This window comes from Vogesella oryzagri (assembly GCF_040148885.1).
Taxonomy (GTDB): Bacteria; Pseudomonadota; Gammaproteobacteria; order Burkholderiales; family Chromobacteriaceae; genus Vogesella; species Vogesella oryzagri.
Genome location: NZ_JBEFLD010000009.1, coordinates 45,357 through 58,776 on the forward strand (window position 1 = coordinate 45,357; position 13,420 = coordinate 58,776).

At 65.8% G+C, this 13,420-nt stretch carries 16 protein-coding genes; 12 read left to right on the forward strand and 4 right to left on the reverse strand.

The window, feature by feature from the left end; genetic code table 11:
• Nucleotides 1–4 precede the first annotated feature (4 nt).
• The 8 genes from ABNW52_RS16145 to fabG are packed head-to-tail and all read left to right on the forward strand — an operon-like array spanning nt 5 to nt 7,645.
• Nucleotides 5–592 carry a LolA-related protein gene (locus ABNW52_RS16145; protein ID WP_349590011.1) on the forward strand — a complete coding sequence of 196 codons (588 nt, stop codon included), beginning with the start codon at nt 5–7 and terminating at the stop codon, nt 590–592.
• The gene (locus ABNW52_RS16150; protein ID WP_349590013.1) at nt 589–2,937 is read left to right on the forward strand and encodes an MMPL family transporter; all 2,349 of its coding nucleotides are present in this window, start codon (nt 589–591) and stop codon (nt 2,935–2,937) included. The genes ABNW52_RS16145 and ABNW52_RS16150 overlap by 4 nt, the downstream gene beginning before the upstream one ends.
• Nucleotides 2,924–3,622, forward strand: coding sequence for an alpha/beta fold hydrolase (locus tag ABNW52_RS16155; RefSeq protein ID WP_349590016.1), 699 nt, complete (start codon nt 2,924–2,926; stop codon nt 3,620–3,622). Before ABNW52_RS16150 ends, ABNW52_RS16155 begins: the two co-directional genes overlap by 14 nt.
• The gene (locus ABNW52_RS16160; RefSeq protein WP_349590019.1) at nt 3,619–4,413 is read left to right on the forward strand and encodes a polysaccharide deacetylase family protein; all 795 of its coding nucleotides are present in this window, start codon (nt 3,619–3,621) and stop codon (nt 4,411–4,413) included. Before ABNW52_RS16155 ends, ABNW52_RS16160 begins: the two co-directional genes overlap by 4 nt.
• A 58-nt stretch (nt 4,414–4,471) precedes the next feature.
• Nucleotides 4,472–5,665: a beta-ketoacyl-[acyl-carrier-protein] synthase family protein gene (locus ABNW52_RS16165; protein ID WP_349590022.1), complete on the forward strand. Its 1,194-nt coding sequence runs from the start codon at nt 4,472–4,474 to the stop codon at nt 5,663–5,665.
• Entirely contained in the window at nt 5,662–6,456 is a 795-nt protein-coding gene (locus ABNW52_RS16170) for a beta-ketoacyl synthase chain length factor (RefSeq protein WP_349590025.1), read from the forward strand. The genes ABNW52_RS16165 and ABNW52_RS16170 overlap by 4 nt, the downstream gene beginning before the upstream one ends.
• Nucleotides 6,453–6,917, forward strand: a complete 465-nt coding sequence (locus ABNW52_RS16175; RefSeq protein ID WP_349590028.1) for a hotdog family protein — start codon at nt 6,453–6,455, stop codon at nt 6,915–6,917. Before ABNW52_RS16170 ends, ABNW52_RS16175 begins: the two co-directional genes overlap by 4 nt.
• 8 nt (nt 6,918–6,925) lie before the next feature.
• On the forward strand, nt 6,926–7,645 hold the full coding sequence (gene fabG / locus ABNW52_RS16180) for a 3-oxoacyl-ACP reductase FabG (RefSeq protein WP_349590030.1): 720 nt from the start codon (nt 6,926–6,928) through the stop codon (nt 7,643–7,645).
• A 119-nt stretch (nt 7,646–7,764) separates the two neighbouring features.
• Here fabG and ABNW52_RS16185 read toward each other — a convergent pair whose 3' ends face one another.
• Genes ABNW52_RS16185 through ABNW52_RS16195 form a run of 3 tightly spaced genes read right to left on the reverse strand, consistent with a single transcriptional unit; the run spans nt 7,765 to nt 9,793 of the window.
• Nucleotides 7,765–8,265, reverse strand: a complete 501-nt coding sequence (locus ABNW52_RS16185; protein WP_349590032.1) for a 3-hydroxyacyl-ACP dehydratase FabZ family protein — start codon at nt 8,263–8,265, stop codon at nt 7,765–7,767.
• Nucleotides 8,266–8,267: 2 nt separating this feature from the next.
• Nucleotides 8,268–9,515, reverse strand: coding sequence for a beta-ketoacyl-[acyl-carrier-protein] synthase family protein (locus tag ABNW52_RS16190; protein WP_349590034.1), 1,248 nt, complete (start codon nt 9,513–9,515; stop codon nt 8,268–8,270).
• On the reverse strand, nt 9,515–9,793 hold the full coding sequence (locus ABNW52_RS16195; RefSeq protein ID WP_349590037.1) for an acyl carrier protein: 279 nt from the start codon (nt 9,791–9,793) through the stop codon (nt 9,515–9,517). The genes ABNW52_RS16190 and ABNW52_RS16195 overlap by 1 nt, the downstream gene beginning before the upstream one ends.
• Nucleotides 9,794–9,911: 118 nt before the next feature.
• On the opposite strand from ABNW52_RS16195, the gene ABNW52_RS16200 reads away from it, so the two are divergent.
• The 4 genes from ABNW52_RS16200 (at nt 9,912) to ABNW52_RS16215 (ending at nt 13,054) form a co-directional block, all read left to right on the forward strand.
• Entirely contained in the window at nt 9,912–10,790 is an 879-nt protein-coding gene (locus ABNW52_RS16200) for a lysophospholipid acyltransferase family protein (RefSeq protein ID WP_349590039.1), read from the forward strand.
• A 110-nt stretch (nt 10,791–10,900) separates the two neighbouring features.
• The gene (locus ABNW52_RS16205) at nt 10,901–11,674 is read left to right on the forward strand and encodes a glycosyltransferase family 2 protein (RefSeq protein ID WP_349590041.1); all 774 of its coding nucleotides are present in this window, start codon (nt 10,901–10,903) and stop codon (nt 11,672–11,674) included.
• Between the two features lie 68 nt (nt 11,675–11,742).
• The gene (locus tag ABNW52_RS16210; RefSeq protein ID WP_349590044.1) at nt 11,743–12,060 is read left to right on the forward strand and encodes a hypothetical protein; all 318 of its coding nucleotides are present in this window, start codon (nt 11,743–11,745) and stop codon (nt 12,058–12,060) included.
• A gap of 337 nt (nt 12,061–12,397) precedes the next feature.
• Nucleotides 12,398–13,054, forward strand: a complete 657-nt coding sequence (locus ABNW52_RS16215; RefSeq protein ID WP_349590047.1) for a dihydrofolate reductase family protein — start codon at nt 12,398–12,400, stop codon at nt 13,052–13,054.
• Nucleotides 13,055–13,146: 92 nt separating this feature from the next.
• Here ABNW52_RS16215 and ABNW52_RS16220 read toward each other — a convergent pair whose 3' ends face one another.
• Nucleotides 13,147–13,416 carry a hypothetical protein gene (locus ABNW52_RS16220; protein ID WP_349590049.1) on the reverse strand — a complete coding sequence of 90 codons (270 nt, stop codon included), beginning with the start codon at nt 13,414–13,416 and terminating at the stop codon, nt 13,147–13,149.
• Nucleotides 13,417–13,420: the final 4 nt, after the last annotated feature.

Consider the following 13,420-nt stretch of genomic DNA (forward strand, 5'->3'; position numbering starts at 1 on the left):
GAGCATGCGTGCACCTATCATGAGCAAGACCCTGGCCGGCCTGGCCGTATTGCTGGCGGCCGGTTTCTGCCAGGCGGCGGAATTGAGCGTGGCGGACCTGATGCAGATGCTGGGCCAGAAGAAGTCCGGCACGGCCACCTTTGTCGAGAAGAAATACATCGCCATGCTGAAGCAGCCGCTGGAGTCCTCCGGCGAGCTGGCCTTCCGTGCGCCGGACCGGCTGGAAAAGCGCACCCTCAAGCCCAAGATGGAAGCGGTGGTGCTGGAAGGCAACAAGCTGACGCTGGAGCGCAGCGACGGCCGCAAGATGACGGTAGCGCTGTCCGACCGCCCGGAAGTGGCGGCCTTCGTCGAGAGCATCCGCGCCACCCTGTCCGGTGACCGTGGCGGGCTGGAGCGCTTCTACACTCTGGCGCTGAGCGGCGGCGCCGAGCAGTGGCAGCTGAATCTCACCCCACTACAGCCGCGCATGCAGAAGGTGATCAGCCAGATCCGCATTGCCGGCAACCAGGCCCAGGTAAAAACCATCGAATTCCTGCAAGCCGACGGTGACCGTTCGGAAATGGCCATTACGGGCACCAGCAGCAAATGACGCTACGCCATCACAAGCTGGCGCTGGTGGTATGGCTGGCGCTGATGCTGGCCTCGGTGCTGGTGATCGTGCAGACCCGCTTTGTTGCCGACCTGTCGGCCTTCATGCCCAAGGCGCCCAGCGCGCGGCAGCAGATGCTGATCGACCAGCTGCGCGACGGCGCCATCGCCCGCATCGTGCTGGTGGGAATCGAGGGCAGCGACGAGGCCGAGCGTGGCCGGCTGTCGCGGCTGCTGGTGAGCCAGCTGGCGCACAACCCGCGCTTCACCTCGGTGCAAAATGGCGATAGCCAGACCCAGCAGCGCGACCAGCGCTATTTCTTTGACAACCGCTACCTGCTGAGCCCGGCGGTGACGCCGCAGCGTTTCAGCGCCGACGGCATGCGCACCGCCATCCAGGACACGCTGGATGCCATGTCCGGCGATGCCGGCCTGGTGGTGAAGAAGATACTGCCGCGCGACCCTAGCGGCGAAACGCTGCAAATCCTCGAGCAGTTCATCGGCGAGAGCCAGCCGCACAGCAGCAACGACATCTGGGTGTCGCGCGACGGCAAGCGCGCGGTGCTGTTGTTGCAGCTGGCCGAATCCGGGTTGAACACCGATGCTCAGGCCGAGGCGTTGGCCGACGTGCAACAGACTTTCGGGCGTCTGCCGGCGCGCCATGCCGACACCCGGCTGGTGATGAGCGGCACCAGCGTGATGTCGGTGGCCTCGCGCAACATCATCAAGAGCGAGGTGGAGCGGCTGGCCGCGCTGGGCACCGTGCTGGTGGTGGCGCTGTTGCTGCTGGTGTACCGCTCGCTGCCGCTGCTGCTGCTGGGGTTGATCCCGGTGCTGTCCGGCGCGCTGGTGGGCGTGGCCTGCGTCAGTCTGGGCTTCGGCCACGTGCATGGCCTGACGCTGGGCTTCGGTACCACGTTGATCGGAGAGGCGGTCGACTACTCCATCTACCTGTTCATTCAGCGTGCCGGCGGCAACGAGCCGCGTCACTTCTGGCGCACCATCCGCCTGGGGGTGCTCACCTCCATCACCGGTTTTGCTGCGCTGATGTGTTCCAGCTTCCCCGGGCTGTCGCAGCTGGGGCTGTATTCCATCAGCGGCTTGGTCACCGCGGCACTGGTGACCCGCTACATCTTGCCGGGGCTGATGCCGGCGCACTTGAATCTGCGTGATCTGAGCGGTCCCGGCCTGCGGCTGCAGCAGGGGCTGGATCTGCTTACCCGCATGCGCTGGGTGCTGGCGGCGGCGCTGCTGGCGGCGGTGGCGGTGCTGGTGCTGCACAAGCAGGACATCTGGAATCGCCAGCTCAACGCGCTCAGCTCTATCTCCAAACAGCAGAACCAGCTGGATGCCGAACTGCGCGGCGACCTGGGCGGCAACGACATGCGCTACGTCGCCAGCTTCAGCGCGCCCGATCAGGAAAGCGCGCTGCAACTGGCCGAACGCAGCCGGCGCGTGCTGCTGCAGTTGCAGCGCCAGGGCGTGATCGGTGGCTTCCATACCCCGGATGAGCTGTTGCCCAGCCAAGCCAGCCAGCGCGCGCGCCAGGCAGCGCTGCCGGTGGCGGCCGAGGCCAGCCAGCGCCTGCAGCAGGCGCTGAGCGGCATGCCGCTGTCGGCCGACCAGCTGCAAGGCTTCCTGGCGGATGTGGAACGCAGCCGCAGCCAGCCGCTGCTGAACCGGCAGAGCCTGCAGGGCAGCGCCAGCAGCGTGCTGCTGGATTCCATGCTGATCAAGCGTGCCAACAGTTACCTGGTGCTGATGCCGTTGCGGCCAACGGGCGAGGGCGCGCAGGGCGACCAGATCGCGCTGGACAAGGTACGCGCGGCGCTGGTCAGCCAACAGCTGGCGCAGGTGACGGTGATCGACCTGCTGGAAGAAACCACCGCCATCTTCGACAGCTATACCCACGAAGCGCTGTTGTTCTCCTCGCTGGGCAGCTTGGCCATCCTGCTGTTGCTGGGCGTTACCTGCGGCTGGGTGCAGGCGGTGCGGGTAACCATTCCACTGGGCTGCGCGGTACTGTGCGTGGTGGCGATTTTCGACGCCAGCGGCATCCAGCTGACCATCCTGCATCTGGTGGGTCTGCTGCTGGTGGTGGCCATCGGCTCCAACTACGCGCTGTTCTTCGCCAACAAGCAGCAGCTGGGCAACGAGACGGAGCAGCGCCAGGTGGAGGTATCGCTGGTGGTGGCCAACCTGGCGACGGTGACCAGCTTCGGCCTGCTGGGCACCTCCAGCGTACCGGTGCTGTCTTTCATTGGCAGCACGGTGGCGCTGGGCGCTTTGCTGGCGCTGGTGTTTTCCGCAATGATGGCGAGGATACAGCCCCGTGCGCACGCTTGAGGCGCGCTGGCAGCCGGCAGAGCGGGCGGACAGCCTGCTGGTATTGCTGCCGCCGGCCAAGGCCAGCCTGGACGACATTATTGACCAAGGCATGGTGGCGGCGGTACGCCAGCGCAACCTGCCGCTGGATGTGCTGCTGGCCGAGGTCGGCTACCAGCAGGTGATGGCCGGTACGGTGGCCGACAGCCTGCAGCAGGCGGTGGTGGCGCCGGCGCTGGCCGCCGGCTACCGCCGCATCTGGCTGGCCGGTATCTCGCTGGGCGCCTTCAACGCGCTGCATTATGCTGCCCGCTACGCCGCACAGTGCGGCCAACGTCTGGCGGGCATCAAGCTGCTGGCGCCGTATCCCGGCACCGCCGACATCCTGCAGGAGCTGCGGGCCGCCGGCGGGCCGCTGGCCTGGGCGGCGGACCCGGGCGCCTCGCGGTGCGACGAGCGCATCTGGTGGCACTGGCTGTGCCGTCAGGCGGCGGAGGGCGAGACTGCCTGCCCGGTATGGCTGGGGCTGTCTGAGCAGGATCGTTTTCTTGCCGGGCAGCAGTTGCTGGCTGGCCTGCTGCCGTCGCAACGGGTGCACCGTGTGCCGGGCGAGCACAGCTGGCCGGTATGGCTGCAGCTGTGGCAGCACTGGCTGGATCACGGCCCGCTGGCCATGCCGGCATTTGCGGCAAAGGAGCAAGCATGAAGCTGTCACCGTTTCTCAAGCTGTGCATCGCCCTGCATGTGGTGGTGGTGCTGGCATGGTTGGCCGCACCGCAGTACTGGCCGTGGCTGTTGCTGGCGCTGTTCCTGCTGCACTGCGGCATCGCGCTGGCCGGCCTGCTGCCGCGCTGCGCGCTGCTGGGCAGCAACCTAACCCGGCTGCCGGACGCCGCCATCCGCCGTGGCGAGGTGGCCATTACCATCGACGACGGCCCGGACCCGGCCGTTACCCCGGCGGTGCTGGAGGTGCTGCGCCAGTACCAGGTGCCGGCGACTTTCTTCTGCATCGGCGAGCGTGCCCAGCGCCACCCCGAGCTGTGCCGCCAGGCGGTGGCGCAGGGGCACGATATCGAAAACCACGGCCAGCGCCACCGCAAGCACACCTCGCTGTTCGGCCCGGCCGGCTGGCGCGGTGAAGTGGGCGAGGGCCAGACCACGCTGCAGGCAATTACCGGCCGGCTGCCGCGCTTCTACCGGCCCATCGCCGGGCTGCGCAACCCCTTCCTCGACCCGCTGCTGCAGCGCTCCGGGGTGTTTCTTGCGAGCTGGACCCGCCGCGGCTATGATACGCGCGCCTGCGACCCGGACACGGTGTACGCCCGGCTGGTGCGCAATCTGGCGGCGGGCGACATCCTGCTGCTGCACGATGGCAATGCCGCGCGCACAGCTGACGGCAAGCCGCTGATCCTGGCGGTGTTGCCGCGCCTGCTGGAAGAGTTGGCCGCACGCCGGCTCACGCCGGTTACCCTGCGCCAGGCGTGTGAATCCGCCTGAGCCGCGGCCCGAGCGGCCGCTTTTTTTCGCCAACCCATGCTGATCCCTCCCGTTGCTTATGCAAGCTCTCCGACTTAGTGCCTATACCCTGACCAGCGCCCTGGGCGCCGGTGTGGTCTCCCACCTCGATGCCCTGCGCCGCCAGCGCGGCGGCATCGTGCGTAAACGCTGGGAGACCGTCGAATTCGATGTCTGTGTCGGGGAAGTGGCCGGGCTGGATGCTGTCGCGCTGCGGCAGGATCTGGCGCCCTACGACTGCCGCAACAACCGGCTGGCACAGCTGGGGCTGCAGCAGGATGGCTTCATCGCCAGCGTGCAGCAGGCCGTCGCTCGTTACGGCGCCAGCCGGGTCGGGGTGTTCCTTGGCTCCAGTACCTCCGGCATCCTCAGCTCTGAAGTGGCCTACCGCCAGCGTGATCCGCTCAGCGGTGCGCTGCCGGCAGGGCACAGCTACCGCGAAACGCACAACGCCTACTCGGTGGCGGATTTCGTGCGCCGCTTCTTTGATCTGGCTGGCCCGGCGGTGGTGGTATCCACTGCCTGTTCCTCCAGTGCCAAGGTGTTCGGCACCGCCGAGCGCATGATGGCCGCCGGCCTGATCGACGCCGCTATCGTCGGCGGCGTGGATACCCTGTGCCTCACCACCATCTACGGTTTCTCCTCGCTGCAGCTGGTGTCGGCCAACCCCTGTCGCCCGTTCGACGGCGAGCGCGACGGTATCTCGGTGGGCGAGGGCGCGGCGTTCGCACTGCTGGAGCGCGCCGGGCAGCTGCATGCGGGCGACATCCTGCTCACCGGCGTGGGCGAGAGTAGCGATGCCTACCACATGTCCTCGCCGCACCCGGAAGGCCTGGGTGCCAGGGCTGCCATGGCGCAAGCCTTGCAGCAGGCCGGCCTCGCGGCGGCAGACATCGATTACATCAATCTGCATGGCACCGCCACGCCCAGCAACGACGCGGCGGAAGGCGCGGCGGTGCTAGCGCTGTTCGGCGATAGCACGCCGTGCAGCTCCACCAAGGGCCATACCGGCCATACGCTGGGTGCTGCCGGCGGCATTGAGGCGCTGATCTGCGCGCTGGCGCTGCAGCACGGCGTGATGCCGGGCGGGGTGGGCACGCAGCAGCTGGACGCCAGCCTGCAGTGCAATTACCTGCTGAGCACGGTGGAGCGCCCGTTGCGCCACGTGCTGAGCAATTCTTTCGGTTTTGGCGGCAGCAACTGCAGTCTGGTTTTTTCGCGGGTGGGTGCATGACTACGGCAACGATTTATCTTGAGGGCCTGAGTCTGCTCGGCCCGGGCATGAACGACTGGGCCGAGGCCGCGCCGCGCCTGTTGGGGCAGGCGCCCTACCAGGCCGAGGACGTGCGCCTGGCGGCGCCGGCCATCCTGCCGTCCACCGAGCGCCGCCGTGCGGGCACCGCGGTAAAGCTGTCGATGGCGCTAGGGTTGGCCGCAGTGGAAGCTGCCGGCGCCGATGCCGCCAGCCTGCCCAATGTGTTCAGCTCCACCGGCGGCGACTGCGACAACTGCCATAACCTGCTGGAAGTGCTGGCCTCGGACGAGCGCATGATCTCGCCGACCCGTTTCCATAACTCGGTGCACAACGCGCCGGCCGGCTACTGGGGCATCGCCACCGGCTGTACCGAGGCCTCCACCAGCCTGTGCGCCTACGATGCGACCTTTGGCGCCGGCCTGCTGGAAACCATTACCCAGGCGCACAGCGCCGGCAAACCCTGTCTGCTGATCGCCTTCGATACCGCCTACCCGGAACCGCTGTACGCGCAGCGGCCGATTCCCTACCCGATGGGGCTGGGCATGGTGCTGAGCCCGCTGCGCAGCGCCGCGAGCCAAGCCGAGCTGCGCGTGAGCTTCAGCAGCGAGCCGGCCAGCCGCATGGACGACGCGCAGCTGGAAGCGCTGCGCCAGCGCATTCCCGCCGCGCGCAGCCTGCCGCTGCTGCAGCTGCTGGCCAGCGGCCAGCCGGGGCGGGTGGTGATCGACTACCTGGACGACTGCCGCCTGGCCATCGAGGTGGCGGCATGATGGACCCCGTGATGGATCAGGCCTGGATCGCCGCGCGCATCCCGCACCAGGGCAGCATGTGTTTGTTGTCGGCAGTGGAACGCTGGAACGAAGACGACATCGTCTGTCTGGCCGACAGCCACCTGCGGGCGGACAATCCGCTGCGCGCCGCCGGCCGCCTGGGCGTGGCCAATGCCATCGAGTACGCCGCACAGGCCATGGCGGTGCATGGTGCGCTACTGGCCGGCGATGCCGCACCGCCGCGTGCCGGCTACCTCACCAGCGTGCGTGAGCTGAGCTGGCATTGCCGCCGGCTGGACCAGTTGGCCGCACCGCTGCGCATCCACGCGCAGCGCCTGTCCGGCAGCCCGGTGAACGCCATGTACCGCTTCAGCCTGCATGCCGGCGACAGCCTGCTGGTCAGCGGCCGCCTGGGCGTGGTGCTGGACGCCGACGCGCTGGCCGGCAAACCAACCTCTTGAGTACAAGCATGAAACGAGCCTTGATTACCGGTGGCAGTGGCGCCATCGGCGCAGCCATTAGCCAGCGGCTGGCAGCCGATGGTTTCCACGTCATCATCCACGCCAACAGCAATCTGGCGGCGGCAGAGCAACTGGGCCAGGCATTGCGTGAGCAGGGCTACTCGGCCGAGGCAGTGCAGTTCGACGTCGCCGATGCCGTGACCACCGCAACGGCGCTGGAGGCGTTGCTGGAGCAGGGCCCGGTGCAGGTGCTGGTGAACAATGCCGGTATCCACGACGATGCTGTGTTTCCTGGCATGCAGGCGGCGCAGTGGCACCGGGTGATTGATGTGTCGCTGCACGGCTTCTTCAACGTGACCCAGCCGCTGACCATGCCGATGATCCGCACCCGCTGGGGCCGCATCATCAATATCACCTCGGTGGCGGCACTGGCCGGCAACCGCGGCCAGACCAACTACGCTGCCGCTAAGAGCGCGTTGCACGGCGCCACCAAGTCGCTGTCGCTGGAGCTGGCCAGCCGCGGCATCACCGTCAACGCGGTGGCACCGGGCATCATTGCCTCGGACATGACCAAGGACGTGTTCGACAAGGAAATGGTGGCACAGCTGGTACCGATGAAGCGGGTAGGGCGGCCGGAGGAAGTGGCCAGCCTGGTGGGCTTCCTGGCGTCGGAGCAGGCGGGCTATATCAGCGGCCAGGTGATCTCCATTAACGGCGGCATGATCTAAGCGCCACTAACAAAACCTTCCTGCCGTTGTTGCGCGGCCTTGCCGTACTACTTGTACGGTCTGCGGCCGCGCGCCTAGCCAGGACCGCTGCGCTAGGTTTTGTTAGCGGCGCTACGCGTTCAGCTGGCGCAGCCGGCCGTTTGTAGCTGGCTGCGTGGCGCATAGGCCAGCGCCACTTCCAGCTTGGCCACTTCCTGATCTGCCACTTTCACCTGGGCGCTGATCTGTACCAGCAGCGGCGCCATCTGCCGGCACTGAATGAAGAATTCCACCAGCTGCCCCGGCAACACCGGCTGCTTGAACCAGCAATTGCGCACCGCCGCCAGCACGCCCACTGAGTCCTCTGGCAGGGTTTTGACGTAGGGGTCGCCCGCCAGCAGGCCGGCGCCGGCGAGCTGCGCCATGGTTTCGATCAGCAGCACGCCCGGCACGATGGGCATGCCGGGGAAGTGCCCCTCGATGACCGCATGGTCATGCGGCCAACTTGCCACGCCACGAAACTGGTGCGGCCCTTCGATGGTAAGCCGCTGGCAGACGAAGATAGCGCCGCGGTGCGGCAATATCTGCTCGATATCGCCGCGCTGCAGCTGCATCGGGTAGGCGTAGCCCTGGCCGCTCATGGCTACAGGCGCTTTGCTACCAGCGACACATTGCTGCCGCCGAAAGCGAAGGAGTTGGACATGATGGCGCGGACGTCACGGCCGTGGCGTGCCTGCAACGGAATGTAATCCAGGTCGCAGCGCGGGTCCGGCTGTTCCAGCGTGGCGGTGGGTGGCAGCGAGCCGCTGCGCATCGCCAGCACGCTGAGCGCGAATTCCAGGATGCCGCCGGCGCCGATCAGATGGCCGTGCATCGCCTTGGTGGAACTGACGGCCAACTGCTCGGCCGCCGTGCCGAACACACCGCGGATGGATGCCGTCTCGGTAACGTCGCCGGCATCGGTGGCGGTGCCGTGGGCATTCAGATACTGGATGTCCTGCGGGCGCAGGCCGGCATCGTCCAGCGCCTGCTGCATGGCATGGATCTGCTCTGCGCTGGAAGGCGCGGTGAGGTGGGCGGCATCGCTGCTGCTGCCGTAGCCGCACAGCTCGGCCAGCGCCTGCTGGCCGCGTGCGCTGGCGCGGGCTTCGCTTTCCAGCACGATGGCGGCACCGCCTTCGCCCAGTACGAAACCGCTGCGATCCTGCGAGAACGGGCGGCAGCTGCGCGCCGGGTCGGTGGCATGCGGCTTGGCCATCACGCGCAGGGCGTTCCAGGCCAGCATTGCACCCGGGGTCAGCATGGCTTCGCAGCCCACCACCACGGCGGCGTCCAGGTAGCCATCACGAATTGCCCGGAACGCTTCGCCGATGGCGACGCTGGAGGAGGCGCAGGCCACGGTATAGGTATGGCTGGGGCCGCGCAGGCCGTAGCCCATGGAAATGGCGGCGGCCGGCGCGTTGGCCATCATGCGCGGTACTGACAGCGGGTGCACCATCACCGGGTTGCGCTTGCCGTCGCTGTGTACCGCGGCCTGGAAGCGGTCGTACAGGCCGTCCACGGTATGCGCGCCGCCAAAGCCGATGCCGACATAGACGCCGACGCGGCGCGTATCGGCAGCTTCAGCGCCGAAGTTGGCCGCAGCCAGTGCTTCGTTGGCGGCCACCAGCGCAAACTGGCTGGCGCGGTCCAGACCGGCATGCTTGCCGTCCAGCAGGCCGGCCGGCTCGGCGGCCGCCTGGGCCAGCAGGACATTGGGCAGCCATTTGGCGATCTCGGGCGTCGCCGCGCCCACGGCGCAGTGGCCGGCCAGCGCCTGGGCGAAGCTGGTCGGCAGGTCGGCGCCCAGCGGGCTGATGGCGCCCATGCCGGTAATCAGAACCTTGGCCACTATTTGCTCGCCTCAAGGCTCAGTTCCGGCAGTTCGCCGTTGTTGTGCTCGCGAATGGCCATTTCGATATCGACCAGCATTTCACGGAAGCTCATCTGCGGGTAGCGGGTGGGGTCCGGTAGCTGGAAGCCGCAGCGATCTTCGATTTCGAACAGCATCTCCACCATGTCCAGCGAGTCGAGGCCCAAGTCCGACACTCGCAGTGCCGGATCGTCGAACAGGGCGCAGTCCTTGTCCTTGGTATTGACCAGATAGTTTTTGATGATTTGTTCAAGCATGAGTATTCGATCCAAAACGCGGCGTGCACCAAAAGCCGATAATTGTATAGTAAAATTATGGTATATGCGTTGCCGGTACCTGATTCGGTACGCGCTGTGACGGCATGCCGATGCTGTAATGACCGTCATCAACTACACTGAAACTTCCCCGGATTCTTGCCTGCCAGAATGTTTGGCCGCCTTAGCCCGCCTGGAGCAAAAAGATGGTTACCCAGAAAGCGGGAGTAAATTCGAGATAATGTTGAGTCGCTATTTCCGGCTGGCCCAGATCATATTGTTTTACCTGATGTTATGCTGGCTGGGTGCCATGTTGCTGCTGGGTAATATCGCCGTACTGCCGCTGTTGCTGGCACCGAGACCGCTGCGACAACCGGTGGTGCAGTGGGCGATCAGCGCCATCTGCCGCTGCTTTCTGGCCGGCGCCCAGGCCTGCGGGTTGATGCGGCTGGATCTGCGCGCGCTGGATCGGCTCAAGGGGCGGGAACACATGCTGCTGGTGCCCAATCATCCCAGCATGATCGATGCTTTTCTGGTGCTGTCGCGCGTGCCGCGCGCGGTGTGCCTGATGAAGGCCAGCATCAGCTCCAACCTGTTCCTGGGCGCCGGCGCCTACTTGGCCGGCTACGTGTCCAACCGCCACCCGGAGCAGATGTTCCGCGCTGCTATCCGCTGTGTGCAGCAGGGCAATGTGCTGATGATTTTTCCGGAAGGCACCCGTACTACGCGGCAGCCGGTAAATGATATTGGTGGCTCGGTGGCATTGATTGCCAAAAAGGCGGCGGCGCCATTGCAGACCATTATCATTACCACTAATTCACCTTATTTGAGCAAGGGCTGGAAAATATGGCGCCCACCGCTATTTCCGCTGATTTATCGCGCGGAGCCCGGCAAGCAATTCGAAGCGAATGGCCCGCGTGATGAAATCGCGCGTAATTTGCAGCAATATTTCGAAGCGTCGATCAAGCTTTCCATCGACCCGGAGCTGCGGCTGGATTGAAACACTTGCCCGCCGCCGCGCATTCTTGACCGGCAGACTGGCCATCGGCTAAGTTCCGCCCACTTAAACGCCCTCACTTCCGGGGGTACCTTCAGTTCAGTAAGCCTGCCATGCCCATTTCCTCCACCACGCATGTGGTCCTCATCCCCAGCTACAACCCCGGCCGCAAGGTCTTCGACACGGTACGCGCCGCACGCGCGCAGTGGAGCCCGGTATGGGTGATCGTGGACGGCAGCAACGACGGCTCGGAACAGACCCTGCTGCAGATGGCCGCCGAGGACGAGGGTCTGCAGGTGTTCGTGCTGCCGGAAAACCGCGGCAAGGGCGCCGCGGTGCTGCACGGGCTGGAGCAGGCCGCGCGGCTGGGCTTCAGCCACGTGCTGTGCATGGATTCCGACGGCCAGCACCCTGCGGAGCAGATTCCCGCCTTCATGGCGCGCTCGCAGCAGCAGCCGCAGGCCATGGTGCTGGGGCTGCCGGTATTCGATGCCAGCGCGCCCAGCCTGCGGGTCAAGGGCCGCAAGATTTCCAACTGGTGGGCCAATCTGGAAACACTGTGGATGGGCATCGGCGATTCGCTGTTCGGCTTCCGCGTCTACCCGGTGGCGCCGCTGCGGCAGATCATGCAACGCCAGCGCTGGATGCGCCGTTTCGACTTCGATCCAGAGGCAGTGGTCCGCCTGTGCTGGCACGGCGTGCCACCGGTCAACCTGCCCTCGCCGGTAAAGTACTTCCAGGCGGAGGAGGGCGGCGTGTCGCACTTCAATTACTGGCGCGATAACCGCCTGCTGACCTGGATGCATATCCGGCTGATGTTCGGCTTCGCCCTGCGCCTGCCGCTGCTGCTGTGGCGTCGGCTGGTCGGCAACGGCGCTGCCTGCTGATGCGGGCATGGCATCGCACTATGCCGAGTTGCAAGGTTGGCCGCAGAGCGGCAAGGGTGGCCTGAACAATGTCCACCCCCGCCATGCTGGCCCACCTGCTGCTGGAACGGTTGTCGCCGGCGGTGCTGGCGCGCGAGCCGGAGCCGCAGGCGCTGATGGAGGATGCCGAGCAGATTCGCGCCTTCATGCTCAGCGGCCAGGGTAACGGCATCCTCAATTACATCTACCTGTTCCACGCCATCATGTCGCTGCCGGTGATCCGCCCCGGTGACATTGGCAGCATAGACCAGGCGCACAAGCCGGACGAATGGCTGGCGCTGGATCAGCTGTCTGCCTGCGACACCTTGCTGGCCACGCTGTTGCAGCGGCTTGGCGGGCAAGGGTAGTCGCTGTTGTAGCCGCAGTTTCGGGGCGGTTGTTGTTTGCTTCTCAGCTTCCTGTCTGCAAGACGTTGGCCCGCTTCGGCGGGCTTCTTTTTTGCTGGTGCCGTTTGCCGCAACGCCCGGCATGTTGGCCGCAGCCGGCAGGGAGTGCGGCCAGCTATCGGCAATAACCGGCCATGCCATGCCAGGGTGCATGTCTGGTGGGGGCCAGCCAGCAAGCCCGGAAAATTTCTCTTGAAGACATATAGTTAAGCAAAAATCTGCTGGCGCAGTTTGCGCATGATCCCGGCCGGCAGCGTTGCTGTTCACCGCACGTCAGGTATCCACACGGAGGTAAACGATGACACGCGTTCGCGTTGCGGGCTTCACCATCTCGCTGGACGGATACGGTGCAGGGCCGGATCAGGACATCAACAACCCGCTCGGTGTTGGCGGCGGGGAACTGCACCAGTGGCTGTTCCCGACGCGCACCTTCCAGCAGGCCTTGTTCGGCAATGACGACGGTACGACTGGGCTTGACGATGATTTTGCCGCCCGGGGCTTTCGCAATGTCGGGGCCTGGATTCTGGGGCGCAATATGTTCGGCCCCATTCGCGGGGACTGGGCGGGCACCGACTGGAATGGCTGGTGGGGAGACAATCCGCCGTACCACGTTCCGGTGTTCGTCCTGACCCACCATGCGCGTCCCCCCATCCAGATGGAAGGCGGCACGACCTTCCACTTCATCACCGGCGGCATGTTCGAAGCGCTCGACCGTGCACGCGAGGCTGCCGCCGGCATGGATGTGCGCATCGGCGGCGGGCCGGACACCATCCGGCAGTACCTGCGTGAAGGTCTGATTGATGAACTGCACATTGCCATCTCTCCGGTGCTGCTCGGCCGGGGAGAGCCGCTGTTTGCAGGCATTGACTTGCGGGCGCTGGGCTACCAGTGCGTGGAGTTCGTCGCGTCGGAGAAGGCCACGCATGTCGTTCTGCAGCGCCAGGGGGCACGCTGATGGCTAGATCCTGCTGACGGCGGGCCTTGCTGTGAGGTTGGCCGCATTCTGGTACCACGGTAATTCAAGCCCACAATGCGCAATGGCTGCTTTCATAGGGAAAGCAGCCATTCAGCTAGCTGGCAGGCCAGCGGTAGTTCACCCTGCCAGGCAATGGCAGAACGCTTACTTGCCTTCCGTGATGGCGACTGGCTGCCCCGACTTGAAGGTGTACACCGTAATCGGCGGTTTTTCAGGTCGCACCTGTCATCAAATTGGTAAGTGCCGGCCACGCCCGGCTGGTTCAATGCCGCCAGCGCGGCCCGATATTGTTTCGGGTTGGTGGAGTTGGCCTGCTGCATGGCCTTGGCAATGATGTTCATGCCA

Bases quoted from the DNA above. Each gene is read 5' to 3' on its own strand.
- ABNW52_RS16145 (WP_349590011.1), top strand. From the start codon at position 5: ATGCGTGCACCTATCATGAGCAAGACCCTGGCCGGCCTGGCCGTATTG.
- ABNW52_RS16150 (WP_349590013.1), top strand. From the start codon at position 589: ATGACGCTACGCCATCACAAGCTGGCGCTGGTGGTATGGCTGGCGCTG.
- ABNW52_RS16160 (WP_349590019.1), top strand. From the start codon at position 3,619: ATGAAGCTGTCACCGTTTCTCAAGCTGTGCATCGCCCTGCATGTGGTG.
- ABNW52_RS16165 (WP_349590022.1), top strand. From the start codon at position 4,472: ATGCAAGCTCTCCGACTTAGTGCCTATACCCTGACCAGCGCCCTGGGC.
- ABNW52_RS16170 (WP_349590025.1), top strand. From the start codon at position 5,662: ATGACTACGGCAACGATTTATCTTGAGGGCCTGAGTCTGCTCGGCCCG.
- ABNW52_RS16175 (WP_349590028.1), top strand. From the start codon at position 6,453: ATGATGGACCCCGTGATGGATCAGGCCTGGATCGCCGCGCGCATCCCG.
- fabG (WP_349590030.1), top strand. From the start codon at position 6,926: ATGAAACGAGCCTTGATTACCGGTGGCAGTGGCGCCATCGGCGCAGCC.
- ABNW52_RS16185 (WP_349590032.1), bottom strand. From the start codon at position 8,265: ATGAGCGGCCAGGGCTACGCCTACCCGATGCAGCTGCAGCGCGGCGAT.
- ABNW52_RS16195 (WP_349590037.1), bottom strand. From the start codon at position 9,793: ATGCTTGAACAAATCATCAAAAACTATCTGGTCAATACCAAGGACAAG.
- ABNW52_RS16200 (WP_349590039.1), top strand. From the start codon at position 9,912: ATGACCGTCATCAACTACACTGAAACTTCCCCGGATTCTTGCCTGCCA.
- ABNW52_RS16205 (WP_349590041.1), top strand. From the start codon at position 10,901: ATGCCCATTTCCTCCACCACGCATGTGGTCCTCATCCCCAGCTACAAC.
- ABNW52_RS16210 (WP_349590044.1), top strand. From the start codon at position 11,743: ATGTCCACCCCCGCCATGCTGGCCCACCTGCTGCTGGAACGGTTGTCG.
- ABNW52_RS16215 (WP_349590047.1), top strand. From the start codon at position 12,398: ATGACACGCGTTCGCGTTGCGGGCTTCACCATCTCGCTGGACGGATAC.
- ABNW52_RS16220 (WP_349590049.1), bottom strand. From the start codon at position 13,416: ATGAACATCATTGCCAAGGCCATGCAGCAGGCCAACTCCACCAACCCG.